Raw genomic sequence first — 26,667 nt, 5'->3', positions numbered from 1 at the left:
AATTATTTTCAAATAAAGGATGTTTTATGAGAGATTTTAATAAATGGATAGGTATAAAAACAAAATAACTTTTGCAGTATTTTGTTTTGCAAGAGTCGTATAGCACTAAAAATACGACTCTGCCAAATTTAATACTAATGAGATGAGTTTAGATCTCGATTTAAACTAGTTCAAATTTCTTTTTTGATATTATCCAAAATAAAATTTTGGAAAAAATTATGCAAAAATATATTGATTTATTAGATAAAAACGGTCTTTTAAAGATAATAGACAAGCCTTGCGATATAGATCTTGAGATAGCTCATCTAAGCTATATAGAAGTTAAAAAAAATAACTCAAAAGCCCTACTTTTCAGAAATCCTACCGATAAAAACGGGAAAAAATTTGACCCTGTTTTAACAAATACTTTTGGAAGCTTTAAAGCTTTAAATTTAATACTTAAAAAAGATAGCAACGAAATAGCAAAAGAGATAGAAAAACTACTAAAACCGACAAAACCTTCTACATTTAAAGAAAAAATAGATTTTTTCACCTATCTTTTAAGCTTAAGATCGGTATTTCCAAAACGTTTAAAAACTAAAGGCGCTTCTCAAGAGTGTGAATTTAAAGAGCCAAATTTATATGATCTGCCGATACTTAAAACTTGGGAAGAAGATGGCGGAGCGTTTGTCACGATGGGGCAAGTTTATACAAAAGATCTAGATTCAAATACACAAAATTTAGGTATGTACCGCTTGCAAGTCCATAGCAAAAACGAACTTGGAATGCACTGGCAAATTCACAAAGACGCTGCTCATTTCTTTCATAAATATAAAAAAGCGGGTATTAAAATGCCAGTAAGCGTAGCGATCGGGGGCGATCCGCTATATATATGGTGTGGTCAAGCTCCACTTCCAAAAAATATTTTTGAGCTGATGCTTTATGGATTCATCAGAAAAACTCCGGCAAAACTAGTTAAATCTCTTACAAACGATATTTTTATCCCGCATGACGCAGACTATGTTATAGAGGGATTTGTAGATACAAATAGACTAAAAGACGAAGGAAAATTCGGCGACCATACAGGATTTTACACGCCAGTAGAACCATTTCCGGTTATGGAAGTTACAAAAATAACTCATAAGAAAAATCCTATCTTTCACGCAACAGTCGTCGGAAAACCGCCACTTGAAGATAAATTTATGGGATATGCAACTGAGCGGATATTTTTGCCACTTTTACAGACTAGTGTGCCTGATTTGATCGATTATAAAATGCCTGAAAATGGGGTTTTTCATAATCTGATTTTAGCTAAATTTAATGCGCTTTATCCTGCTCACGCTACGCAGCTTATGCACGCGTTTTGGGGAGTTGGACAGATGAGTTTTGTAAAACACGCTATTTTTGTGCCATCAAACGCGCCTCGTCTTGATGACTACGAAAATCTTACGAAATATATTTTAAACCGTTTTTCACCACAAAGTATGCTAATAACTAGTGGCATTTGCGACCAGCTTGACCATGCTAGTCCAAATGCTTGCTTTGGCGGCAAACTAGGGATCGACGCAAGTAATGATAACTCATCAAGCGCACCAAATTTGATAAGCGATGATGAGCTGCTACATAAATTTAAAAGCGTAAATAAAAATATCTTAGAGTTAAAACAGTATTTTTTAGATACGAAAAACCCTATTTGTTTTATTAAATTTGATAAAGATAGGCTAGTAAAACAGGTATTTGATAAGCTTAAACCCTTTGATGAGCACTTTAAAATACTGATTTTTGTAGATGTTAGCTCAAGGCTTGAAAATCTATATATGCTTGTTTGGAGAATAACAAACAATATAGATGCAAAGCGCGATATTTTCATACGAAACGAGCTTGTTTGCATAGACGCTACTAGCAAATTTGAGCTTGATGGCTACACTCGCGAATGGCCAAAAGAGACGAACTGTTCAAGAGAAGTCATAGAAAATCTTATCAAAAAAGGCGTTTTGGAACGCGATGAAGAACTGTTTGAAAAATTTGAGATATTTGGATAGACGATGAAAATAGCGATTTTTGACTCAGGCTTTGGCGGTCTTAGCCTTTTAAATGAAGCTTTGAAGCGCTTTAGCGGCGTAGAGTTTATATATTTTGCCGATAACGAAAATGCGCCTTATGGCACAAAAAGCAAAGATGAGATAATCTGCCTAACAAAAAAATGCGTGAAATTTTTAGTAGATCAAAAAGCAGATATGATAACTATAGCTTGTAATACAGCCACAAGTGCTGCTATAACTGAGCTTAGAAGTAGTTTTTCAGTGCCTATAATAGGAATGGAACCTGCTATAAAACTAGGAGCAAACACCGGTGGTGACATACTTGTAGTAGCTACGCCAGCTACCATAAACGGAAATAAATTATCAGACCTAATCCATAAAGTAAATTTGCAGAGCAAGACACATCTCTTAGCCTTGCCAAAACTCGTAAAATTTGCCCAAAATATGGAATTTGATAGCGAAGAGGTTTTTAAATATTTAAAAGATGAAATATCCAAATTTGATTTATCAAACATAGATTTACTAGTGCTTGGATGTACTCATTTTAACTATTTTAAAGATAGTTTTAGAGCTATTTTACCAGATAAAATCGGCATAATAGATGGTGTAAATGGTACGATAAATCAAATGATACGCAGACTAGGTGGAATTAGTAAATTTGGCGATAAAAACTCTATAAGATATATATCTTCAACGAAGAATTTAGACATAAAAGAGATAGAGCCTTATCTAAAAAGACTTGATATAATGAGAGAAATAAACTAAATTTGCATTACAAATATGCAAAATAGCAAAAAACTACACTTATAAATTTAAAAATTTGGGCTAAAACTAACCCAAATTTATTCATATTGATTTATGGCTTTCTTATGATAAATCTAAGAGTCGGACCATCTTGCTCTATAGATAAAACTTCAAAACCGCGGTTTTTTGCATCAACAGGGATAGAGTTTATCGCCTGTGGACAGTCGCAAAGTACCTCTAAAACCTCTCCTCTTTTTAGCTGTGGTAATGCCTCCAAAGTAGCAACTGCTGGCATAGGACAAGCCTCGCCTTGGATATCAAGACTATAAGTTATCTCATAATTAGTTTTCATTAGTAACCTCCTTTGGCAAAAAATCGTTTTTTATAAGCAAAAATCAGTGCAATACAAAGCAATAAAAGTCCAACATTTAATGTAAGTCCTGGCAAAGAACCAAACTCATTTAAAAACTGAATTTTTGGACCAGCCTTAATCCAATCTGGAATATGATCGTAAATAACTGCTAAAACAGCAGTTCCGGCGAAATTTGCCACACCAACTATCATAAAATGCATCTGACCCTCAGCTGCTCTATAAGTCCATCCGCATTCGCATCCTCCTGCAAACACGATGCCAAAACCAAATAAAAACGCACCCAAAGCAACGGCAACTGAAAAGCTCCTAACAAAAGCTGAGTAGCCATTTAACATAAGCACAAAAACTATAAATGTAGCAATAAGCATTCCGTAAAATGCTCCCTTTGCGGCATTATCACGACCAAACAAAAACAAATCGCGAAAGCATGATGTAAAGCATACTTGACCACGAGATATAATAAAACCAAAAATAAGCCCAAACAAAAGTCCAAGTGGAAGGAAGCTTGATTTTACGCCAAGTTTAAATGGCTCTGTAACGACAAAAAGATAAACAAGCCAAACAAGCGTGGCAATCAAAATCACCACACCATATCTAAAATGGCGTTTTGCACGTCCTTTATCATGCTCGATGCCTTTGCCATTTATACCGCATTTTTCAAGTGTGGCTTTTGGCATAAAAACTCTTAGCTTACCAACCTTTGTGGCACACCAAATACCAAGCACCATAAACACAGCAAATTCCCAAGTATGCAAAGAAAAATATGGAAGTCCGGTAAAGAAATCAAGCAGATTACAACCAAAAGCAAGTCTAGCACCAAATCCTGAAAGAATACCGCCAACTATAGCTTGAAAGATGCGTATACGGCTAGCTGGTAGGCGAAATTTAACCTTATTTGCAAAAAGAGCCGCAATCAGCGCGCCAATAAACATACCTATAAGCACAAGTCCTTCATAGCGAGTAAGCGGACTGCCTGAGAGATTTGTCATGTTATAATAGCTATATTTGCTAGTATCAAGACCAAAAAGCTCTAAAAACTCACCGCCCCAGCGCGTCATCTCACCAGTGACTTGCCAACCAGTACCAAAAAAACCAAAGTAAATAGAAGCTATGATGGCAAGCGCTATCATAGATTTTGCAGTGTCCCAAAAATACACAAGATATTTTTGTTTGAATTGATTTAACGCAGAAATCATTGATTAACCTTTAAATTTGTTATTTGCCGAACCGGCAACTTTAAGGCTGTAATTGTAATAAAAAATACATTTAATATTATTTAAAGAAAATAATTAAATTTGATATAAAAGCAAAGGATGTAAATTTAGCCTTAGTTTGGACTAAATTTCTATATTTTTATCTCACTATCGAGTTTATTTTATCCGCATATCTGCTTATTATTATGATTAAAGTGTCATCATAGATGAAAGCTATGATGAACAAAATATCAAATTTATCATAGTTTTACGTTAATTTTACGCACGAATTCTACAATTACATAATATTTTAAGTAAAGGAGAGGCGATGGCAATTTCTAGAAGATCATTTTTAAAAACGAGTGCCGCCGTTGGAACGTTAGCAGCGTTTGAGGCGAATTTAGGTGCGAATTTGACATTTTCAAAATCAAACTCTAAATTTGTTCCAAGCGTATGCGAGATGTGCTCTACTCGCTGTCCTATTGAAGCAGAAGTAGTAAATGATAAATGCAGATTCATTCAAGGCAATCCAAAATTTGGCGCCAACAAGACATCTGTTTGTGCGCGTGGCGGAGCTGGAGTAAATCAACTTTATGACCCAAAACGTATAGTAAAACCTCTCATTAGAGTCGGTAAAAGAGGTGAAAACAGATGGAGAGAAGCGTCATGGGACGAAGCTTTGAACTTATGTGCTAAAAAGCTTGGCGAGATAAAAGATAAATACGGTCCCCAAAGCGTAGTATTTACTTCTAAATCAGGAGAAAGTCATACTCAAATGATGAATTTCGCCTGTGCTTATGGCAGTCCAAATATATTTTCTCACTGGTCTTGCTGTCCGATAACATACAATATGGTCTTAAGCCATACTTATGGAAGCGGACTTAGTAGAGACTTTGCAAATTCAAAATACATAGTAAATTTCGGGCATAATCTTTTTGAGGGTTTAGTGATCTCAGACACGAAAAAAGTCGCAAAATTTGCAAATAGAGAAGATACTAAACTACTAGTTTTGGAGCCTAGATTTAGCGTGATGGCTTCTAAAGCGGACGAATGGTTACCAGTAAAACCAGGAACCGATCTAGCATTCTTAATGGCGCTCATCCACGTATGGATAAGAGACTCTAAATACGACAAAGATTTTATAGATAAATACACGATAGGCTTTGAAGAAGTAGCAAAATCAGTCAAGCAAACTTCTCCTAAATGGCAAGAAAATATAACTGGTATAAAAGCGAAAGACGTCGAAAGAATAGCCGATGAAATTTGGCAAAAAGCACCACAAGTCATAATCGACTGGGGACACAAAACCACGACTACAAGAGCCGAATACCAAAGAACAAGAGCCATTGCTATAGCAAACGCACTAATGGGAAATTTCGAAAAACGCGGCGGAATTTACTTCTCAAAAGATGCAAAAACATTTAATAAACTCTGCGAAGAAGAGCTATTTCCTACATTAGCAAATCCAGATGCTGGATTTAAAATACCAAAAGGACAAAGGATAGATGGTTGTGGCGAGGAAGGTCATAAGCACGAGTTTATCTCACGAAAACACGGTGTTTTGATGGACATAACTCCTGCGATCTTATCTCAAAAACCATATCCGGTAAAAGGTTGGGTAAATACGAGATTTAATCATCTCATAAACGTAGCTGGTACAAACGAAACGATAAAAGCTATAAATGAGCTAGATTTTGTCGTTTCTATAGATATATATCTAAACGATTTTTCAAATTTAGCAGACGTCGTTTTGCCTGAAGCTACATATCTAGAAAGAGATGAGAGTATACAAAATAAATCCGGCACAGCTCCTGGATATTATATGAGAAATAAAGCAGTAGAGCCGATAGCAGGTACAAAAAGCGGCTACGAGATATTTAGAGAGTTGGCTCGCATTATGAAAATAGACAAAGACTATACTTGGAACAACATAAGCGAATACAGAATGGCTCAAGCAAAAGGAAACGACAAATTAGTAGCAGATCTCATAAAAAACGGATACGTTAGCTGGAAAGTTCCTCAAGTTTATTATAGAGAAGCTAAATTCGTCAAAAAATTTGTAGAAGCTTATCCTAACGCCGCTAAATTTGTTGATGAAGATGGGCTTATGAGCTCACAAGTCAAATTTAAAACTCCAAGCAGCAAGATAGAACTATTTTTACCCAATATCGAAGCTAAATTTCCAGGAGAAGGTTGCTTAAATGCAAATAATATGGACGTATATGGCGGGCACGAGCTATGTTTGATGAGCGGAAAAACACCTATCCATACAAACGGACATACTCAAAGTCTGCCTATACTAAATGATCTGATGAGTTATTCTCCTGTATGGATAAATCCAAAAACAGCAGGGAGAAAAGGCTTAAAAAACGGTGATAACGTCATTTTGAAAAACAAATTTGCGGAAGTAAAAGCAATTTTGATGGTGACTGAGGGCATTAGAGAAGACACACTGTTTATCTATCACGGATTTGGTCACGCAACGCCAGATTTAGATAATATAAACGGCGTAGGAACTAACCAAAGCGTTATCTTAAATCCAGATGATGGCGTTATATGCGGGACCATGGTCACAAACGTCGGCGTAGATATAATCAAAGCTTAGGAGTAAAAAATGAAAAAATTCGTAATGGTTCATGACGAAAATTTATGTATAGGCTGCCAGGCTTGCTCAGTTGCATGCAGAAATGAAAATAACGTCCCTAGCGGCGTTTTTAGACTTCAAGTTAGAGCAAATATGAGCGGCGTTTTTCCAAAACTCAAAACAGACTTTGTAAGACAAAGCTGTGTGATGTGCGAAGATAGCCCGTGCGTGAGTGTATGTCCTACAGGAGCTAGTTTTAAAACAGAAAATGGCATAACACTCATAGATGAGCGACTTTGTGTTAGCTGTAAATACTGCATTTTAGCCTGTCCTTATGACGCCAGATTTGTAGATCCTATCACAAAAGCCATAGGCAAATGTACGTTTTGCTATGAAAACAGACTAATGGAGGGCAAAAAGCCAGCCTGTGTAACCGTCTGTCCAACAGACGCACTTGTATTTGGAGATGCAAGAGACGAAGAAAGTGAAGTTAGCAAACTCATAGCTAGAAAAAATATCCAGTATCCAAAAGCTCATTTAAATACAAAACCTAGCCTTGGATTTATAAAAAACACAAAAGGAGGACGCTATGAATAATATGTGGGGAAGCATCGCGCAATACGAGACGATCTACTGGCCGTGGCCGATCGCGGTTTATCTTTTTTTAGCTGGACTAAGCGCTGGAAGCATCATAGTTTCCTTGCTTGTCAAATGGAATAAACACGAAGACAATACAAACTCTATCTGGGACGCAATGGTAAAAGCAGGAGCCTTAATAGGACCTATCACGATATGCCTTGGACTCGGACTTTTGATAATCGATCTTGGCAAACCGCTAAGCTTTTACTGGCTTTTGATAGCTTACAATATAAAATCAGTGATGAGTATAGGTGTTATCTGTCTTTTACTTTATACTCCGTTTGCGTTTTTATTTACAATGATGATATTTGAAAAAGAGATAAACGAATGGAAGTTTTTAGCTTTTCTAAGACCTCTTACTAAATTTATCCGTTCTTTTGCAAAAATATCAAAAAATATCGAGTATATGCTTTTTTTCTTAGCTATATGCGTTGCTATGTATACTGGATTTTTGCTTGGCGCTATAGAAAAAATTCCGCTATGGAACACTCCTATTTTGCCGATACTCTTTTTAGTATCTGGTTTTTCTAGTGGAATCGCAGCAAATATACTTATCGGAATGATGTTTTTCAAAGGCTCATTAAATAAAGATAGTATAAAATATCTTCTAGTGCTTGATCTAAGAGCTATTTTATTTGAAATACCACTTCTTATAATACTATTTTTAGGATTATATCTAGGTGGATCAGCAGAGTTTGCAAATATGGCACTCAGTGACGCTCTATACGGTAAGATATTTTGGATAGGAGTCGTAAGTATCGGGCTTTTTATCCCAGTCATCATAGCCGCAACTGCTCTTAAAAACCATGCTTATAAGCCGCTTTATATCATCATAAACTCAGTAGTAGTTTTGATAGGAGTCGTGGTGCTAAGGTATTATATAGTGTATGCTGGACAAGCACTTATGTGAGATTTAGTATTTTTCAGTAAAATTTGGCGAATATATTTTAATTCGCCAAATTGGAGACGACTTTGAAGATTTTACTTTTAGAAGATGATTTTGAGTACCAAATAAGCATAAAAGAGTATCTACAAAGCTTAGGATACGTGGTAGACGCAGCAAATGACGGCGTAGAAGCATGCGATAAAATATCCGCAAACAGATATCATTTGCTGATATTGGACATCAAAGTTCCAGAAATTTCCGGATTTGATGTTATAAAATATGCAAAAAGTCTAAATTTACAAACCCCCATAATGATAATGACGTCTTTGACAAATATAGAAGATATCACTACTGGTTACGAACTCGGCTGTAACGAGTATCTAAAAAAACCGTTTAATCTAGCAGAGCTTAAATTTCGCGTAAATGAGCTTATGAGAAAATATTACGCAAAAAACGATAAAAATATCATCAAAGTAGCGACTAAATTTGACTACGATACGGCATTAAAACAGCTAAAAAAAGACGATACGGTTATAAATTTAAGCCAAAAAGAGATAAATTTGATAGATTTTTTGCTTAGCAAAGTAGGATCATTTTCCACTATTGACGAGATAAAATACGAAATTTGGGACGATAAAGATATAGATGACGCAGGTATAAGAGTACATATACGAAATATTCGCTATAAAACAAGCGATGATTTTATAGTATCACATAGAGGGCTTGGTTATAAAATAAATGTTTGATCAAGTAAAAATACCGTTTCTAGCCACTGTGATCTTGATGCTTCTTTTTATAGCGCAAGGTTTTTGGACTATCAAATTAAACATAAAAAGTGAACAAAACAAAGACATAGCGATGCTTGCAAAAAAGAGCGCGATTTTAAGCAAAAATTTGTCAAATTTAGACAATCAAAATAGCTTGATATATGAATTTGCACTTTATGATAGCAACGAGAGCATCATCACGTCAAAACTCAGCAAAAATCCACCGAACTTAAACTTTCAAGTTTTAGTACAAAATGGCTTTATATACTATAAAACAGCTATATTGCAAGATCAAAAAACGTACTTTTTAGTAGTAGCTAAACAGCAAAATTGGTACAAGATAGGGCTTATCAGTACACTTATTTTTATAGGCACTATAATACTTGTTTTTATATCGATTTATTTCATATATCAAAGCACGCTTAAAATTCATCAAAGACAAAAAAAGATGATGAATTCGTTTTTCAACGACGCTATGCACGAGTTAAAAACTCCACTTGGCGTAGCAACCTTAAATTTAGATATGCTTGAAATTCGCAATAAAAACACTCATCGCATCAAATCAGCTTTAAAACAGATGAAAATGACTTACGAAGATGTCGAGTTCTTCATAAAACATTCTTATGAAAATTTCCCGAAAAAGCCGATAAATTTTTCATATTTTTTAGAGCAAAGAGTAAGGTTTTTAACAACTATAGCAAACTCAAAAGATATAAAAATAATATCCAAAATAGAGCCAAATTTAGAGATATTTATGAGCGAAATAGAGCTTACTAGACTAAGTGATAACAACATATCAAACGCTATAAAATACTCAAAAAGTGGTAATGATATAGAGATATATTTGACAAAAGAAGACGGTTTTGTAGTTTTTAGCGTAAAGGATTATGGTAAAGGGATAAAAGATACAAAAGCGATCTGGCAAAGATATGCTAGAGAAGATCTATCTGCAGGCGGATTTGGACTAGGACTTAACATCGTCGCTAATATATGCAATAAATATAATATCATTTATAGCGTAAGCTCAGTGCTTGGTAAAGGTAGCACTTTTACATACAAAATCCCAGCTTTTAAAGAAAAGCTCATAGACAAGCTCAATACTCAGTCAAACCTAGCCTAGAAGCGGCATTATCGCTATAGTGTAGCACTACGTAACCGACTTTATTATTTAATATATCAATAATAAGCTTTGAGTAAAAATAATCTTGTCCGGATTTCATAAAATTTAAATTTTCAAAATCAAACCTACGTAAATTCGGAAGTAAATTTATATTTGCGATATTTTGATTTAGTATGTAGTATTTCTTTAGCAAGCTCTTATCTATATTTGTTATACAATCACTATCAAAGCTTTTATTTAAAAGGATAAATATATTTAGTCCTTGCGACCAAGCTATATTTTCAAGACGGGAAAAATCCAACAATACTTCGATACTTCCAGCAAATTTATTATCTAAAAATACAGGAGAAATTCCGCGTATAAACATACCGCATCTTCCAACTTCGATACCGGCTATAGGCTGCATATTTTTTTTGACGTCATTTAGCATATATCTAAACCCACTTAGATTATCACCAAATTTAGTCTCGTCAAAGCTCCTTGCAAGGCTTTTTGTATTAGCATCGTGCATATGAATACGGATATTTTTATAGTTAGGAACTTGACTTAAGATACTAGCAAATTCCTTTGCGCTATTCATACAATAATTATGATCTCCGCTCTCATAACAAGTTCTGATATCACTGTTTTTAGAAAGAAGTATAGATATAGCAAGTGCGTTTAAACGCTCATTTTCAAGTGCGCTTATCATAAGCTCAGCATTTAGATCAAAATATTTTTTGATATTTTGATCTTTTTGAGTTTGCAGATATTTATAATAAAATCCGCATAAGATGAGTAAGCAGACAAATATAAAAAGCAAAAACAGTTTAAAAACTTTATTCAAATTCATCTTCCAAATTTTTAGATACTATCACTATTTTACTAAATTTAAAAAGCCTAAACACGATTTATTACTCAACAGTAACGCTCTTTGCAAGGTTTCTTGGCATATCTACGTCATTTCCTAAACGTACTGAAATTTCCAAAGCAAAAAGCTGTAAAACTATCATCATCTCAAAAAATTCGCTCATAGGATGCTCATACAAATTCGTTTGGATAAAATCATCACTAAGCTCAAATGGTAACGGACTGATAGCTGTTATAAATGCATCTCTCGCGGCTAACTCTTCGACATTTGACTTCGTCTTTTCATAAAGCAGAGTTTTTGGAAGCAAAGCTATAGTATAAAGCCCCGTATCTGCTAGAGCGATAGGACCGTGCTTCATCTCGCCAGCTGGATAGCCCTCAGCGTGTAGGTAGCTAATCTCTTTTAATTTTAATGCCCCCTCAAGAGCAAGTGGATAAAATATATCTCTACCGATAAAGAAAAATCCATGACCGTGTAAATAATGCTTAGCTAAACGATGAATTCTCTCTTGTAAGCTTGTATCAAAATGCACAATACTAGGAATGTTTCTAAGCGCTTTTATCTCAGCTTCTAATGTTTTTGTATCTATAGCTTTTCTATATTTTGCGAGTTTTAAAGCTAAGAGCCATAGGCAAACTACTTGAGTAGCAAATGCTTTTGTACTAGCTACCCCTTTTTCTATACCTGCTCTAGTTAAGATAACATCACCAGCAAGTCTGACTATGCTTGAGTTATCTACATTGCAAATCGCCATAGTTTTAAGCCCCGCATTTTTAGCTATTTTAAGCGCCTCAAGCGTATCTGCAGTCTCTCCACTTTGGGATATAACGATAAAAAGCGACTTCTTACTTAAAAGCGGATCTTTATATCTAAACTCACTTGCGATCTCGACCTTAGCCCTTATCTTTGAAATTCTCTCAAACAGATAACTAGCGCTAAGCGCGGCGTGATAGCTAGTTCCACAAGCGCAAAGAAGTATCTCATCTATGCCATCAAACAGATCTTCTTTTATGTCTAAGTTTATATCATCATCTTTGATCCTACCCATCAAACATTCTGCGATAACTTGGCTTTGCTCATAAATTTCTTTTTCCATAAAAAATCTAAAACCGTCTTTTCTAGCGTAACCTTTATCTTTTGGAAGAGGTGAAAAACTAAGGCTTAGCTCGTTTGCTTCTTTATCAAAAAGCTTTATCTCGCCTAGTTTTGCTACACCAAAACTACCGTCCTCAAGATACATAGCGTCTTTTGCAAGACCGATAAGAGGCGCATCTGAGCTTGAAAAATATATCTCATCTCCGTTTTTAGCTATGATAAGAGGCGCTGCATTTTTAGCAAAAAATATCTCGCCTTCACACGCTTTTGTGATTAGCAAAGTCGCATAAGCTCCCCTTAGCCTTGAAATAGTCTTTTTATAGGCATCAAATGGAGTTTTCTCAGTTTTATTATAGTATTCAAAAAGATGGACGATGACTTCGGTATCGGTTTGACTTACAAATTTAACACCCTTTGCCTCTAGCTCATCTTTTAGCTCTTTATAGTTTTCGATTATACCGTTGTGTATGACAAAGCTATACTCGCCAAGATGCGGATGAGCGTTTATCTCAGTAGGCTTACCGTGAGTAGCCCACCTAGTATGACCTATGGCTACGCCTAGCCCCTCACTTGTAAAACCCTCCATTTTATTTGCCAAATTTTCTAATTTTCCAACCGATTTAAAATAGTTTATATCATTGCAACATTTACCACCCATAATAGCCATTCCAGCGCTATCATAGCCTCTATATTCAAGCTCTTTTAGTCCGCTTATTATTATGGATTTTTTTTCTTTGTTACCTATATAGCCTACTATTCCGCACATTTTTCGTCCTTTTTGTTTCTTGTAACTATTAAATTTAAGATAGCTTCGTAGTTTTTGTCCAAATTATTATCTTTTTGTATCAAAAACAAATTTCTAGTTCTGTTTTTTATCGTTTGAGCTCTCACATTTGCAACTTTTATATCAAATTTTTCAAAAATGCTAAGAACATACGCCATAAGCCCTCTTTGGTCTTTAGCGTTTATGTTTATTTTAGCATAAATTTTGCTATGATCTTTATCTAAACTGATCTCATTTTCATAGATAATTGGCTTAGCCGTTTTAGCTTTTTGCTTGTCACAAAGCGCTCCTATTATCATAGTCTCCATATTTTTCATCTGCTCTTTTGAAGCGACGTGATTATACTCTAATTTTATAAAAACTTTATTATCAAACAGTTCAAAAATTTCCATATATGCAAGATCTAAATCAGACAATTTGCCAAGCACCATAGTAATATTCCAGCCACGCTTAGTGATGATCTCCACGCAAAAACTATCTTTGTTTTGTATATTTATAGATATATTCGAGCAGCTATTTGCCCACAAAGCTATACGAACTATCTCGCTTGGCGGGTATTTTATAAACATCAAATTTGATCCTATATCAAATATCATATTTTGCTCGTCTTTACTAAGCTCTAAGAAATCTTTACATTTTTTGATAGCATTCTCTTTTTTTACACGACGTGCAGCTTCATCTAGTAAGTTTTCATCACTATTTTCAAAGCTTTTCATACCGATCTCATAAAGCTCTCTTAAAAGTTTTGCCGTGTATGAGTTGTAAAAACCGTCGCTCGTTGCGTTATTCATACAATAAGTTATCACATAAAGTAGCTTTAAAGACTGAGCATCGCCTATATATGATATGAAATTCAAAATAACTTGTTGATTATAGATATCTTCTCTATTTGCGACGTTATTCATAAGAGTGTGATTTTTTATCAAATTTACGCCTAAATTTACAGCTTTTGTATCAAATCCTAGTTTATTTGCATAAGCTCTAAAAATATTTGCACCCATATTAAGGTGATCGCCAACTAATCCTTTGCCAACATCGTGCATAAGAAGAGCCATTTTGAGGACGGTTTTTCCAGCAGGACAAAGCTCGTCATATAAGCTTTTGATAAATTTATCTTTGATATTTTCAAGGACATTAACGCAAAGCAAACTATACTCATCAACGCTATAACTATGGTATCCATCTATCGCAGCTAAATGCCTAGTATGCTCCATAGGTTTCATAAACAAAAATAGAAGCTCCGAGTCTAAAAGCGCTTTTAAAATCTGTGAGCTATTATCCTTGCTAAATATCTTCTTAAATGCTGCGAGATTTGCGTCTATACTATCTTTTTTGATAATCGTTTTTTTGAGATAAAATATAGTCGTTATATCGAATTTAAGCGGAACATCTGGTAAAGAGTTTAGATCTTTGATGATATCACAAATTTGCTTTGGCTTTTTTTTAAGCGGAACATAGATGATATTTGAGATATTATATAGTCCTGATCTTAACCTACAAAGTTTTTTGTCTTTAAAGCTTAGATCGCTTTTGAAAAAAGCAGGAAACAAAGCTTTAGCTAAATATCTACTATAAAGCCCTATCGTATGCATACTAAAGAGCGTTTTGACTGCAAGTAAAACTTCTGGTTCAAGCATCTTTTTTTCTTTTATTTGCATCACGGAAGCCACGCCACTTAGATACTCGCTCTTTAGTTCGTCCTCGCCGCCGCTGATCTGTAAAGCAGATCTGAGTGAACTGATAAAATCAACACTTAAATTTAGTTCGCTAAGTTCCTTTTCGCTCATAACTTTTAAAGCATGAAATTTAGGACTATTTTTATCTAACCCGTTTAAAAGCCAGTAAATTCTCTTATAATCATAAAACCCACCATAACCATTTTTGATATCTGGTTTTTGACTAAGTGGCGCTATAGTATCATAAGGCATCAATTTATCTAAATGCCATTTTATAAATTCATCTTTTTTGTAGTTTTTTAGCTCACCGACCTCGTCTCTACTTAGCTTATACAGTTGCTTTGAAGCGCAGATATATCTGATTTGATAGAACATAGTTTTTAACTCTATATCATCTTTAACTTTATCAAATATCTCGCCTACTTCAAAAATCATACAATTTATATCTAAATTTATATTTTTCAAAAAAAGAGCGTAATGATCCACTATCTCTTTGATATTGTATCCAGGAATATTTTTATAAGAAATTAAAAGATCTATACTGCTTTTTACGCTCATTTCGCTTAAGGCGTAACTCCCAAGCGCTATAACAGACAAGGGAATTTTATCATCATCAGGATCAAACTCACCAAAATACTTTAATTTTACAGCCAAAAATGCATGTTTTATAAATTTATCTATCTCTTTACTTTGATACGCTCCAAAGCTCTTTCCAGCTAGTTTGCCAAACTGGTGTTTGAGAGATTTTTTACATTTTAAAACACCATCTTTGCAAAACTCTAGCATTTCGTCTTCGTTTTTATGTTTTAAACTTTTGATATCACCTATTCTACTCATACCTATTTCCTTTAGCAAAATATTATCAAAAAAATTCAAAAAAAAAGCTTTTTTAAGTGGCATTAGCATATAATTGTTTTTTCAAATTTTTAAAAATGGCGGTTATACTAAAATGAGCTTGATAGATAAATTAGAAAATGGACAAAGACTAGGATATGATGAAGGCTTAGCTCTGTATGATCTAGATCTCTTTACGCTAGGCAAATATGCAAACAAAGTGCGCCAAAAACTAAATTCAAACAAAGTATATTTCAATATAAACAGACATATAAATCCTACAAATTTATGCGCCGATACTTGCAAATTTTGTGCATTCTCGGCTCATCGTAAAAACGACAACGCCTACACGATGAGTCACGAAGAAATAATGAAAATAGTAGATGATACCGTAAAAAACGGGACAAAAGAGATACACATAGTATCATCTCATAATCCTTTTGTTACCCCGCAGTGGTATCTTGAGATCTTTAAAATGATAAAACAAAAATATCCATTTTTACATATCAAAGCAATGACAGCAGCAGAAATAGACTATCTAAAAAGAAAACACGCTCTAAGCTATGAGCAGACGATAGACTTGATGATAAATTACGGCGTAGATAGTATGCCAGGTGGTGGAGCCGAGATATTTGACGAGAGTATCAGAGAAAAAATTTGCAAAGGAAAAGTAAGTAGCGAAAACTGGCTAAAAATCCACGAGCTTTGGCATAAAAAAGGACGCTTTAGCAACGCTACGATGCTTTTTGGGCATATAGAAGATCGCAGCCATAGGATAGATCATATATTGCGTATAAGAAATTTGCAAGATATTTCTTTACAAAACAAGCAAAGTGATACAAGTGCAAAGCAAGGAGTAAGTTTGGGTAAAAATGAGCTAAAATGCGGATTTAACGCTTTTATACCTTTGGTGTATCAAAGAGATAATAACTATCTAAAAATAGATGGGATTTTAGGCTCACAAGAAATTTTAAAAACGATAGCTATATCTAGACTGCTTTTGGACAATATCCCACACATAAAAGCTTACTGGGCGACTTCTACTTTAAATTTAGCTCTCATAGCTCAAGAATTTGGAGCTGATGATCTAGATGGAACCATAGAAAACGAAAGTATACAAAGTAGCGCTGGGGCAAAGAGTAAAAACGGACAAAGCAAAAGCGACTTTATAGAACTTATCCAAACTAGTGGACTTGTCCCAGTACAAAGAGATAGTTTATATAATGAAATCAAAATTTATAATTAAGGAGAAGGCGTGAATTTTTTCAAATTAAAAGAAAATAATACTTCTGTAAAAAATGAATTCAACGCAGGACTTACCACATTTTTAGCAATGATGTATATAGTCCCTGTAAATATGCTCATTATGAGTGACGCAGGAATGCCAAAAGACGCCCTGCTCACCGCGACTGCCGTTATAACTATAATCTCATGTATATTTAACGGTTTTTGGGCAAATACGCCAGTAGCTCTTAGCGTAGGTATGGGACTAAATGCGTACTTCACTTATGGGCTTGTTATAGGTATGAAGATACCTTGGCAAACAGCTCTTGGTGTTGTTTGTATCAGTGCTATCATCTTTGTAGTACTTAGTTTTACAAATTTCCGTATATGGATAATAAAAAACATACCTATAGATCTTAGGCGCGCGATAAGTGCTGGTATAGGAGCGTTTATCTGCTTTGTAGGACTTAAACAAATGGGGCTAATAACATATAATCCAGCAACCCTTGTCGGCATAGGAAATATATCTGATCCTAAAGTCTTTATAGGAGCTTTAGGGCTTATCATTATAGTAGCGTTTTGGTCTTTAAATTTAAAAGGCGGATTTATCTTAGCTGTAGCAGCGACTTCAGTTATCGCATGGATTTTTGGAGTGTATCCGGCTCCTAGCGAGTTTTTCTCAGCACCTGCATCTTTGTCGCCTATATTTATGGAACTTGATATTATGGGGGCATTAAAGCTTGCTTTGCTTCCTGCTATCATCACATTTTTCGTTACCCACCTTTTTGATTCTATTGGAACTCTAACTGGAGTTTGCAATAGAGCAAATTTATTTGACGAACATAACGAAGAAGGGACTCACAAACTAACAAAGAATTTAGAAAGCGATGCTATAACTAGCGTCGCAGGATCTATAGTAGGAACTAGTACTATAACAGCTTTTGCTGAAAGTGCTAGTGGAGTAGAGGCAGGAGGTCGCACAGGGCTTACAGCTGTATTTACAGGGATATTTTTTATACTTACGCTATTTTTACTTCCATTATTTAACTCAATCCCGTCAAATGCAATATATCCTATACTAGTTATGGTCGGCGTACTTATGTTTAGCGAGCTTGGCAAGATAAATTACAGTGATCCTGCGATCTGCGTTTCTACGTTTTTAACAGTTATCTTTATGCCACTTACTTACTCTATAACAGTCGGACTTAGCATAGGATTTATTTCATACTTTATCGTTAAGTTGGTTTTGAGAAAATTGGAAGATATAAACTCGGGCATAATAACCTTAACTATTATAAGCTTATTAGCATTTTTAGTCATATCTGCACCAGAGCTCTTTGGACAGCTTTTAGGCGTAAATTAAGGAGTTAGAATGGTATTTTATAGTTACGCATCTTTTGCGAAAGATGTTAAGATTTTATCTGCTAAAATTCAAAAAGACTTTGATCCAGAAGCCATTTTAGCAGTAGCTAGGGGTGGGCTGAGCTTAGCTCACGCCATTAGTATGAGATTAAATAATAGAAATTGCTTTAGCTTAAACTCGATCCATTACGAAGATACAAAAAAGCTAGATACGATAAATATTTTTAATATTCCAGATCTTAGTAAATTTAAAAAAGTTTTACTAGTAGATGATATGATAGATAGCGGCGAAAGTATAGTCGCCATAAAAAAAGAAATTATGAAAAGATATCCAGATTTAGAGCTTAGGATCGCTACTATCTTTTATAAGTCAAAGGCTCTTCTTTTACCAGAATACAGCGTTACCGAAGCTTATGACTGGATAGAGTTTTTTTGGGAAAGAATAGACTAAATTTAAGAAAATAAAATGAATAAAATAGAACTTTTGGTTATGTATTTTTGTACCGGACTTACTCTTTGCGTGCTTTACGCAACTCAACCCATAGCTCCATTGTTTGAAAGCGAGCTAGGTATTACAAGGACCGAGGCAACGTTATTTACTACAGCGATAATGACGCCCCTAGCATTTGCAAGTATAATTTATGGCTATCTACTAGAAAAAATAGAGATCAAAAAACTACTCATAGTAGCTTTTTTACTACTTGGGATAAGTGAGATAGTATTTAGCTTTACGGATTCGTATTTTTGGCTTTTAAATATACGCGGATTTCAAGGGCTTATCGTCCCTACCGTACTTACTGGGATAATGAGCTATATATCTCAAATTTCAAGCAAAGAAAACGTAGCAAGCGCGATAGGAGCGTATATAGGCGTCACTATAATAGGCGGATTTTTAGGACGATTTCTTAGCGGATTTTTTACAGATCTATTTGGTTGGCGATTTTTCTTTTTTATGGTTGGCTTGCTTTTGCTTTTGGCTACTTTTTTAGTATTTAAATTTAGCCAAACAATAAGCGCAAGTTTCATAAAACCAAAGCTAAACGATATCTTGAATATACTAAAAATAAAGCATAATCTCCACATTTATATAATGATATTTGGTATATTTTTCTCATTTCAAGCTATTTTAAATTTTATACCGTTTGAACTAACAAATTTAGGGAAAGAGTTTAGCGGTAGTAAAACCGGTATGATGTATTTTGGATATATAATCGGCGTTTTGATATCGTTTAATTCAAAAAAGATAATTGCATTTTTGGGGACACAAGTAAATGCTATGATAGTCGGCATCATAATCTTGATAGTAGCACTTCAAATTTTTAGATTTGAAAGCTTTATGATAATGTTTATGGCTATGTTACTTTTCTGCCTTGGAAATTTCTTAACACACTCTATAGCAAGCGGATTTATAAACAAAATGGCAGAATCTCACAAAGGCATATCAAACGGACTTTATGTGAGCTTTTATTACGCAGGGGGAGCTTTAGGCAGCTTCGTGCCCGGATTTGCATATATGCTTGGCGGTTGGGGGCTATTTTTAAGCTTGATAACCGTGATAAGCATAATATCGCTTATATCGGTTTTGGTACTAAAAAATGATAAAGCTGCGTACTAACGAACGTGTGTTACTGTTTATACTGATATTTTTAAATTTAGCTCTTCTTAGTTTTAGTATATCTAGCCTTAGTATAAGCTACGATGAAGCTAAGATCTACTATGAAAGTAGTGGATTTTTACACAATGTGATAACATTTTCTACGCGAGTTTTTGGACAAAACGACTACGCACTTAGACTGCCTTTTTTATTTATACACTCTTTAAATACTATCTTGATCTATAAAATTTCAAAACCGATGCTCAGAAAACAGATAGATAGAATGATATGCGCTACTTTATACATGTATCTACCTGGTGTCCTTGCAAGCGCAATCTTAGTAAATGAGGCGGGATTTATCATATTTTTAACGCTTTTATTTATATTTTTTGAACAAAATAAAATGCCGTTAAAAGGCGTTTTTACACTGATAGCTACACTATTTTTAAGCGAATCATTTATAAATTTATATATAGCCATTTTGTTGTTTGGGCTATATAAAAAAGATAAAAATTGTAAGATAAGCGGAGTGATATTTTGCTTACTATGGTTTTATATGCAAGGTATTGAAACGTACGGAAAGCCAAAAGGGCATTTTATAGACGCCTTAGGTGTTTTCGCGGCTGTTTTTTCGCCTTTGGTATTTTTATGTTTTATATATAGCGCTTATAGAATTTGGATAAAAGAAGAGAAAAATTTACTCTGGTTTATCAGCATAACGGCATTTTTTTTCGCGCTTGGACTATCTATGAGACAAAAGCTCAGTTTAGAACTATTTTTACCATATTGCGTCATATTTATGCCACTTATCGTAAAAGTGATGTTAAACTCGTATAGAGTAAGGCTACCTATGTTTAGAACAAAACATAAGATAGCAGCCGTTCTTATCTTATCCACCCTTTTCTTAAACTCATTAGCATCTATATTTCATACGTTTTTGTATCTTTTTTTGGACAAGTCCCAAAGCCACTTCGCATACAAATACGACGTCGCTAAAGAGCTTAGTGATAGGCTAAAAAAATTTGGTATCTCATCTGTAAAAACGAGCAAAGAGTTGGCTTTAAGGCTTAAGTTTTACGGTATTAGCAGTGGAGATGAGTATGAACTAAATAAATTTAAAAAACAAAACTGTGAAAATAAAGCGATAAGAATAGTTAAATTTAAAAAAATAATAGATAGATATTATATCTGTAAAATAAAATAAATATGATATACTTACACCTATGAAAAAAGCATTTACATTGTTTGAGATAGTAGTCGTTATCATTGTTATAGGTATCATGGCGGCATTTGTTGCTCCAAAATTTAGTAGGGACGATTTAAGACTCGCAGCAGATCAAATAGCCGCACACATCAGATACACCCAACATTTAGCTATGATAGATGATAAATACGATCCAGGAAATGCATATTGGTATAAAAAAAGATGGATTTTTGAGTTTACAAATATAAATACACAAAAGAAAATTAAAGGTGTATGTGAAAATACTAATTGTTGGAGATATAACGTATACTCTGATGAGAGTGGTAGTACAAATCTAAATTCTATAGATCAAGCCGCAAAAGATCCCGAAAATTCATCAAAAAGACTAACCGCTGGTTTCTCTCCTGGCTCTCTTACTAAAGATGCTTTAAAGAAATTAAATTTAAAACTAAATTTGACGTATACATACAATATAAACACAATAGAGTTTAGAAATGGATGCCAGGCATCTAGAAACAACGTTGGTATAAAAATTAGATTTGATGAGCTTGGACGTCCATATAATGGAAATCCAGATATCCCATATGGACAATGGTTTGTTAATGAAATTGGAAAAGTATCGCCTTGCACAATAATCCTTACTCATAAAAATAACTCAACTTGCACTATAAACGTAGAGCCAGAAACAGGATATGTTACTATAAGAGATTGCGGTAGTAATTAGTATAAATTAGTTATCAAAGCAATTCAAATTTAATCAAATATCAATTTTAAAAAATATCAATCAAAAAATCAAATTTAATTTATCTAAATTTATAAATAAACTTAGCGATTACTCATTTCTAAGCGTTGTCAAGATATCTACGTTGCTAGCTTTTTTAGCAGGATAATACGATGAAAAACCTACTATAAAGATAGCGCCTACAACTATCATAAAAAGATCTATGAAAGATAGCTCCATAGGCAATTTAGAGCTTCCATAAACATCTGCTGGTAAGTTTACTATATCGAAACTTCCAAGTAACCAAACCACAAAAAGTCCAAGGATCAGCCCAAATACTATACCGCTCCCACCCACGCTAAGTCCTTGAGCAAAAAAACTCTTTTTTATCTCACTTTTACTTGCTCCAAGGGCTAGAAGTAAAGCTATCTCTTGTCTGCGATTCATCACGGTCATAAGAAGCGAACTTATGATATTTAAGCTAGCAACTAAAATAATAAGCATCAAAACTATAAACAATGCTCTTTTTTCTAAAGCTAAAGCGCTAAAAAAATTCCCATTTTGCTCCCACCAGCCTATGGCTTTTTTGCCAACTGGCAAAACTGCATTTATCCTAGCTATATCTTCTTTTGGTGTCACCGAGTATATGTGTATGCCATCAAATTTATCATCTTCATATCCAAGTATCTTTCGCAAAGCATTGACATCGGTGTAGCTATATGCTTTATCATAAGCGATAAGCCCAGAACTAAAGTCTGCCACAGCAGTAAATCTCTTCATTTTTGGAACTAGTGAAAATCCAGTAGGATCGCTTTGCATAAATATCAAGGTTACTTTTTCACTGTTTCCTAGCATAAATTCATCTTTTATACCTTTTCCTACAAGTATCTCAAAGCCACTTATACTTTTGCCTTTTAGAGCTTCATTTACGACTGAGTTTATGAGCACTTCATCATTAAAATCAACGCCGAAAATAAGTCCACCCTCCATAGCATTTTCGCCCTTTATGATAGTTTGAGAGCTGATAAAAGGGCTAAATTTAAGCTCTGGAAATTTTTCTCTAAGCTCATCAACTTCCCAGCTTGATATACTACCTTTTAGATGACTAAGCACTGTTATAGGATAGTTCATAGTAAAAAGTTTTCTCTCAAATTCTTTATCAAAACCGTTCATGATCGCCATAGCCACGATAAGAACCATAAGCCCTATACTAACGCCTAAAAAAGCAAGTACCGAGCAAAGCGTTATAAATGGCTGACTTTTATCGAACCTTAGATATTTTAAGAGTAAATATTTTACCATTTAGGCGAACATTCCTTTTTTAGGACCGCTCTTACCGCAACAATCTTTATATTTTTTTCCGCTACCGCAAGGACACGGCTCATTTCTAGTAGGTTTTTTTGATTTTGGGACTTCGCTTATTTGACTTTCTTCGCTCTTTTTTATTTTTTCTATAGAGTTATTTAAAGCTTCGTCTTGTTCTGTTTTAAATCTTACTATCTGCAACGTTTTTATGCTTTCATTTTTTAGCCTACTTACAAGCTCCATGAAAAGATTATAGCTTTCTTTTTTATACTCTGTTAGCGGATCTTTTTGATTGTATCCACGAAGTCCGATACCTGTTTTTAAGATATCCATTTGGTATAAATGCTCTCTCCAAGCATTATCTACTATCTGTAGATATAAAACTTTTTCGATGTTCTTTCTTTGCTCTTCATCTATCACAGACATCTTGTCCTCATAATCTTTTTGAAGCTTAGAACAGATAGTTTTGATAAGAGTAGCATAGTCAAGCCCACTTAACTCATCGCTTGTTAGCATTGTTCCGCTATTACTATAAACAGTGTTTATAAGTGCTTCTATATTAAATTCACTACTTATGCCACTCTCATATATAAGGGCTTGATCTAAAAGGCTTTTTACGAAATCTTCCCTATTTGATATAATCTTATCTTTCAAGTCATACTGAGGATTTAAAAGCTCATTTCTATATCTATAGATAGTTTTTCTTTGCTCGTTTGCTACATCATCATACTCAAGTATATGTTTTCTACTTTCAAAATGAAGACTCTCTACTTTCTTTTGAGCATTTTCTACTGCTCTTGTGACAAGCCTGCTTTCTATACTTTCACCATCTTCGATTCCTAATCTATCCATAATAGCTTTTATCTTATCACTACCAAATATCCTAAGAAGATTATCCTCAAGACTAAGATAAAAACGGCTAAGCCCTGGATCGCCTTGGCGTCCTGCACGACCCCTAAGCTGGTTATCTATACGTCTACTTTCGTGGCGTTCGGTTCCTATGATATAAAGCCCACCAAGACTTCTAACTTCATCATTTATACGTATATCAACACCACGTCCAGCCATATTTGTAGCTATAGTTACAGCGCCTTTTGCACCAGCTTCTGCGATGATCTCAGCTTCTTTCTCGTGATTTTTAGCGTTTAATACAGAGTGAGGGATCTTTTCTTTAGCAAGCATTTTATGAAAAACTTCACTTTTTTCTATGCTAGCCGTACCGACTAAAACAGGCTGTCCTTTTGCATTTGCCTTTTTTATCTCTTCGATAACGGCTTTGAATTTTTCATTTTCAGTTTTGTATATAAGATCATCTTTATCAACTCTTTTAATAGGAACGTTTGTAGGTATGCTTATAACATCTAATTTATAAATTTGAGAAAACTCTGTAGCTTCAGTTTGTGCAGTTCCTGTCATACCAGATAGTTTTTTATACATTCTAAAGTAATTTTGAAACGTTATATCTGCTAAAGTTTGGCTCTCTTCTTGAATTTTTACGCCCTCTTTTGCTTCTAAAGCCTGATGAAGTCCCTCGCTAAATCTTCTACCTTCGCTAAGTCGTCCGGTAAATTCATCCACGATAACAACTTGATTATCTCTTACTACGTAATGAACGTCTTTTTCAAAAAGATTATGTGCTTTTAGAGCTTGATCGAGGTGATGGCTAAGAATAGCATTTTCTAAATCATATAAATTTTCAACCCCAAAAAGTTTCTCAGCTTTTGCGATACCCGCTTCAGTTATCATTATAGTACGATTTTTCTCATCTACTACAAAGTCTCCTGTGGCTTTTGAATTTGGAATTTTAGGATCTGCAGCTTCGCCCCTTGTCATAGCTTTAGCTACTTCATCTGCTTTTATATAGCCATCAAGAGTACGATTTGTAGGTCCTGAGATGATAAGAGGAGTTCTAGCCTCATCGATCAAAATACTATCTACCTCATCGACGATAACGAAGTTATGCTCTCTTTGAACTTTTTGGCTAAACTCAAATTTCATATTATCACGCAGATAGTCAAAGCCAAATTCATTATTTGTTCCATAAGTTATATCGCTATTATAAGATTCTTTTCTCTTCTCATCGTCATACTCTCCACTAAGTATCACACCAACGCTAAGACCTAAAAAGTTGTATATAGCGCTCATTTGCTCAGCATCTCTTTTTGCAAGATAATCATTTACGGTAACTACATGCACGCCTTTACCGTCCATAGCATTTAAAACAACAGGAAGAGTTGCGACTAAGGTCTTACCTTCACCTGTTTTCATTTCAGCTATTTTGCCGTCATTTAAAACCATACCGCCGACTAGCTGGACATCAAAATGACGCATATTTAAAGTTCTTTTTCCTGTTTCTCTTACTATTGCAAATACGTCATTTAAAATATCGTCTTTTGTTACTTTACCGCTTATCAGATCACTTTTTAGTCTATCGAACTCTGCTTTTAGCTCATCGTCGCTTAAATTTGAATACTTACCCTCAAGAGCATTTATCAGAGCAACTCGCTTAAAATATCTTTTAACTTCTTTATCATTTCTAGTACCAAAGATCTTCTTTGCAATAGCTGTTATCATTACTTAACCTTATTGTAAATTTAAAAGTTATATTCTATCCAAAAATCATAAATTTATTCTTTTGTTATATTATTTTGGATAAAATCCGCCTCACAACTACGGATCAAAAAAAGGAAAACAGATGAAGAGAATTTTGGTTTTGTTTGCGTTAGCTACTATGTGTTTTGGAGCAAACGAGCTTGACTTTAACACGCTTTCTAGCGATTTTACACAAACTGTTAGCAGCAAAACAAAAAAGATCACATACTCAGGATACTTCGCCCTACACAAAGATCTTGGCGCATTTTGGCACTATAAGACACCTGCTACGAAACTTATATATTTTAACTACGGAAGAGTCACTATACTAGAGCCAGAACTAGAGCAAGCTATACTTACCGATCTAAAAGATTCACCGAATTTGACAAGCATACTTTCACAAGCTAAAATGACATCAAAAGACACTTATAAAGCTCTGTACGATAACACAACATATACTATAAAAGTAAAAAATGGACTACCAACTAGTATAGATTATACCGATAAATTAGACAACAAAGTTAGCATAAAACTATCTAAAACTAGAAAAAACGAGCCTATAAATCAAGGTTTACTTGAACCAAATATCCCGGAAAATTACGATATTTTAAGCAATTAATTTTCGCCAAAATCTCTTCCGAAATCCTTGATTATATTTGTGTCGTTATTTAAATTTATATCTTTGCTAGTGCTAGAACCGCACAGATCTCTATCTTTTATAGCTTTTATAATCTTTTCGATGTCTATTTCATTTATGGTTTTTAGGCTTATGATATAGACTTCATCGATATCTATGCCATATTTTTTGCTTGCGTATTGTATCAGCGTTTTTTTAAAGTTTTCTTTGCCTAAAGAAGTCATCATATCTTCAACGTAAAAACTACTTACTATAACGTTTATAGCATCATAAATAGGAGCTTTATCCACACTTTCATCTCTAGTGATAATCTCTAAATTCATAGTGATCTTTTTCATATTATTTGCACCTGCTTTTGAATACAGATCGCTTTGAAAATCATTTATAACAAGTGATCCGCCAAAAACAGCTTGACAAAGCATAAACATTAAAATAAATTTTTTCATCATTATTCCTTTGATC

General features: G+C 34.3%; 22 protein-coding genes. 14 read left to right on the top strand and 8 right to left on the bottom strand.

Annotated features, from left to right (window positions below; all coding sequences use genetic code 11):
- The first annotated feature begins 218 nt into the window (after window positions 1-218).
- Window positions 219-2,021, top strand: a complete 1,803-nt coding sequence (locus CHHT_RS02565) for a menaquinone biosynthesis decarboxylase (protein WP_074898819.1) — start codon at window positions 219-221, stop codon at window positions 2,019-2,021.
- A gap of 3 nt (window positions 2,022-2,024) precedes the next feature.
- A complete protein-coding gene (gene murI / locus CHHT_RS02560; protein ID WP_034963554.1) occupies window positions 2,025-2,786 on the top strand; it encodes a glutamate racemase in 762 nt (253 codons plus the stop codon).
- A gap of 91 nt (window positions 2,787-2,877) precedes the next feature.
- Here murI and yedF read toward each other — a convergent pair whose 3' ends face one another.
- Window positions 2,878-3,117 (bottom strand): sulfurtransferase-like selenium metabolism protein YedF, encoded by a 240-nt coding sequence (gene yedF / locus CHHT_RS02555; protein WP_034963553.1) that lies wholly within the window; start codon window positions 3,115-3,117, stop codon window positions 2,878-2,880.
- Window positions 3,117-4,334 carry a selenium metabolism membrane protein YedE/FdhT gene (gene yedE / locus CHHT_RS02550; RefSeq protein ID WP_034963551.1) on the bottom strand — a complete coding sequence of 406 codons (1,218 nt, stop codon included), beginning with the start codon at window positions 4,332-4,334 and terminating at the stop codon, window positions 3,117-3,119. The genes yedF and yedE overlap by 1 nt, the downstream gene beginning before the upstream one ends.
- 325 nt (window positions 4,335-4,659) lie before the next feature.
- Here yedE and phsA point away from each other — a divergent pair, with 325 nt between their 5' ends.
- The 5 genes from phsA to CHHT_RS09100 all read left to right on the top strand — a co-directional run bounded on the left by phsA (window position 4,660) and on the right by CHHT_RS09100 (window position 10,327).
- Window positions 4,660-6,936, top strand: coding sequence for a thiosulfate reductase PhsA (gene phsA / locus CHHT_RS02545; protein ID WP_034963550.1), 2,277 nt, complete (start codon window positions 4,660-4,662; stop codon window positions 6,934-6,936).
- A gap of 9 nt (window positions 6,937-6,945) precedes the next feature.
- Window positions 6,946-7,512, top strand: a complete 567-nt coding sequence (locus CHHT_RS02540) for a 4Fe-4S dicluster domain-containing protein (protein ID WP_034963548.1) — start codon at window positions 6,946-6,948, stop codon at window positions 7,510-7,512.
- Window positions 7,505-8,464 carry an NrfD/PsrC family molybdoenzyme membrane anchor subunit gene (nrfD, locus tag CHHT_RS02535; protein ID WP_034963546.1) on the top strand — a complete coding sequence of 320 codons (960 nt, stop codon included), beginning with the start codon at window positions 7,505-7,507 and terminating at the stop codon, window positions 8,462-8,464. Before CHHT_RS02540 ends, nrfD begins: the two co-directional genes overlap by 8 nt.
- 62 nt (window positions 8,465-8,526) lie before the next feature.
- On the top strand, window positions 8,527-9,186 hold the full coding sequence (locus CHHT_RS02530; protein ID WP_034963544.1) for a response regulator transcription factor: 660 nt from the start codon (window positions 8,527-8,529) through the stop codon (window positions 9,184-9,186).
- Window positions 9,179-10,327 (top strand): sensor histidine kinase, encoded by a 1,149-nt coding sequence (locus CHHT_RS09100; RefSeq protein ID WP_034963542.1) that lies wholly within the window; start codon window positions 9,179-9,181, stop codon window positions 10,325-10,327. The genes CHHT_RS02530 and CHHT_RS09100 overlap by 8 nt, the downstream gene beginning before the upstream one ends.
- Here CHHT_RS09100 and CHHT_RS02520 read toward each other — a convergent pair.
- The 3 genes from CHHT_RS02520 to CHHT_RS02510 form a co-directional block, all read right to left on the bottom strand.
- On the bottom strand, window positions 10,302-11,153 hold the full coding sequence (locus CHHT_RS02520) for a cache domain-containing protein (RefSeq protein WP_051663790.1): 852 nt from the start codon (window positions 11,151-11,153) through the stop codon (window positions 10,302-10,304). The two genes, CHHT_RS09100 and CHHT_RS02520, sit on opposite strands and share 26 nt — an antisense overlap.
- A 67-nt stretch (window positions 11,154-11,220) precedes the next feature.
- A complete protein-coding gene (glmS, locus tag CHHT_RS02515; protein WP_034963540.1) occupies window positions 11,221-13,038 on the bottom strand; it encodes a glutamine--fructose-6-phosphate transaminase (isomerizing) in 1,818 nt (605 codons plus the stop codon).
- On the bottom strand, window positions 13,026-15,569 hold the full coding sequence (locus CHHT_RS02510) for a [protein-PII] uridylyltransferase family protein (RefSeq protein ID WP_159428484.1): 2,544 nt from the start codon (window positions 15,567-15,569) through the stop codon (window positions 13,026-13,028). Before CHHT_RS02510 ends, glmS begins: the two co-directional genes overlap by 13 nt.
- 112 nt (window positions 15,570-15,681) lie before the next feature.
- Between CHHT_RS02510 and mqnE the strand changes: the two genes are divergently transcribed.
- From mqnE to CHHT_RS02480, 6 genes are read left to right on the top strand one after another with little or no spacing between them, the layout of a single operon-like run.
- Window positions 15,682-16,812 carry an aminofutalosine synthase MqnE gene (mqnE, locus tag CHHT_RS02505; RefSeq protein ID WP_064019947.1) on the top strand — a complete coding sequence of 377 codons (1,131 nt, stop codon included), beginning with the start codon at window positions 15,682-15,684 and terminating at the stop codon, window positions 16,810-16,812.
- A 9-nt stretch (window positions 16,813-16,821) separates the two neighbouring features.
- Window positions 16,822-18,153 (top strand): NCS2 family permease, encoded by a 1,332-nt coding sequence (locus tag CHHT_RS02500; RefSeq protein WP_034963537.1) that lies wholly within the window; start codon window positions 16,822-16,824, stop codon window positions 18,151-18,153.
- Between the two features lie 9 nt (window positions 18,154-18,162).
- On the top strand, window positions 18,163-18,603 hold the full coding sequence (locus tag CHHT_RS02495) for a phosphoribosyltransferase (protein WP_034963535.1): 441 nt from the start codon (window positions 18,163-18,165) through the stop codon (window positions 18,601-18,603).
- 15 nt (window positions 18,604-18,618) lie between these two features.
- Complete coding sequence (locus CHHT_RS02490; protein WP_034963533.1) at window positions 18,619-19,767, top strand: MFS transporter; 1,149 nt, start codon at window positions 18,619-18,621, stop codon at window positions 19,765-19,767.
- Complete coding sequence (locus CHHT_RS02485; RefSeq protein WP_034963531.1) at window positions 19,748-20,950, top strand: glycosyltransferase family protein; 1,203 nt, start codon at window positions 19,748-19,750, stop codon at window positions 20,948-20,950. The genes CHHT_RS02490 and CHHT_RS02485 overlap by 20 nt, the downstream gene beginning before the upstream one ends.
- Before the next feature lie 19 nt (window positions 20,951-20,969).
- Window positions 20,970-21,674 carry a pilus assembly FimT family protein gene (locus CHHT_RS02480; RefSeq protein ID WP_064019665.1) on the top strand — a complete coding sequence of 235 codons (705 nt, stop codon included), beginning with the start codon at window positions 20,970-20,972 and terminating at the stop codon, window positions 21,672-21,674.
- 108 nt (window positions 21,675-21,782) lie between these two features.
- Here the strand turns inward: CHHT_RS02480 and CHHT_RS02475 are convergent, their stop codons facing one another.
- Both CHHT_RS02475 and secA read right to left on the bottom strand, forming a co-directional pair.
- Complete coding sequence (locus tag CHHT_RS02475; protein WP_034963526.1) at window positions 21,783-22,973, bottom strand: ABC transporter permease; 1,191 nt, start codon at window positions 22,971-22,973, stop codon at window positions 21,783-21,785.
- Complete coding sequence (secA, locus tag CHHT_RS02470) at window positions 22,974-25,550, bottom strand: preprotein translocase subunit SecA (RefSeq protein ID WP_034963524.1); 2,577 nt, start codon at window positions 25,548-25,550, stop codon at window positions 22,974-22,976.
- Window positions 25,551-25,671: 121 nt separating this feature from the next.
- Between secA and lolA the strand changes: the two genes are divergently transcribed.
- Entirely contained in the window at window positions 25,672-26,187 is a 516-nt protein-coding gene (gene lolA / locus CHHT_RS02465; RefSeq protein ID WP_034963522.1) for a LolA-like outer membrane lipoprotein chaperone, read from the top strand.
- On the opposite strand, the gene CHHT_RS02460 is transcribed toward lolA, so the two are convergent.
- On the bottom strand, window positions 26,184-26,651 hold the full coding sequence (locus CHHT_RS02460; protein ID WP_034963519.1) for a hypothetical protein: 468 nt from the start codon (window positions 26,649-26,651) through the stop codon (window positions 26,184-26,186). The two genes, lolA and CHHT_RS02460, sit on opposite strands and share 4 nt — an antisense overlap.
- Between the last annotated feature and the right edge of the window lie 16 nt (window positions 26,652-26,667).

The sequence above is a fragment of the Campylobacter hyointestinalis subsp. hyointestinalis genome (genome assembly GCF_013372145.1).
Lineage (GTDB): Bacteria > Campylobacterota > Campylobacteria > Campylobacterales > Campylobacteraceae > Campylobacter > Campylobacter hyointestinalis.
Note: the sequence above shows the minus strand (reverse complement) of the source record. Positions and strands in the feature narration are given on the sequence as shown.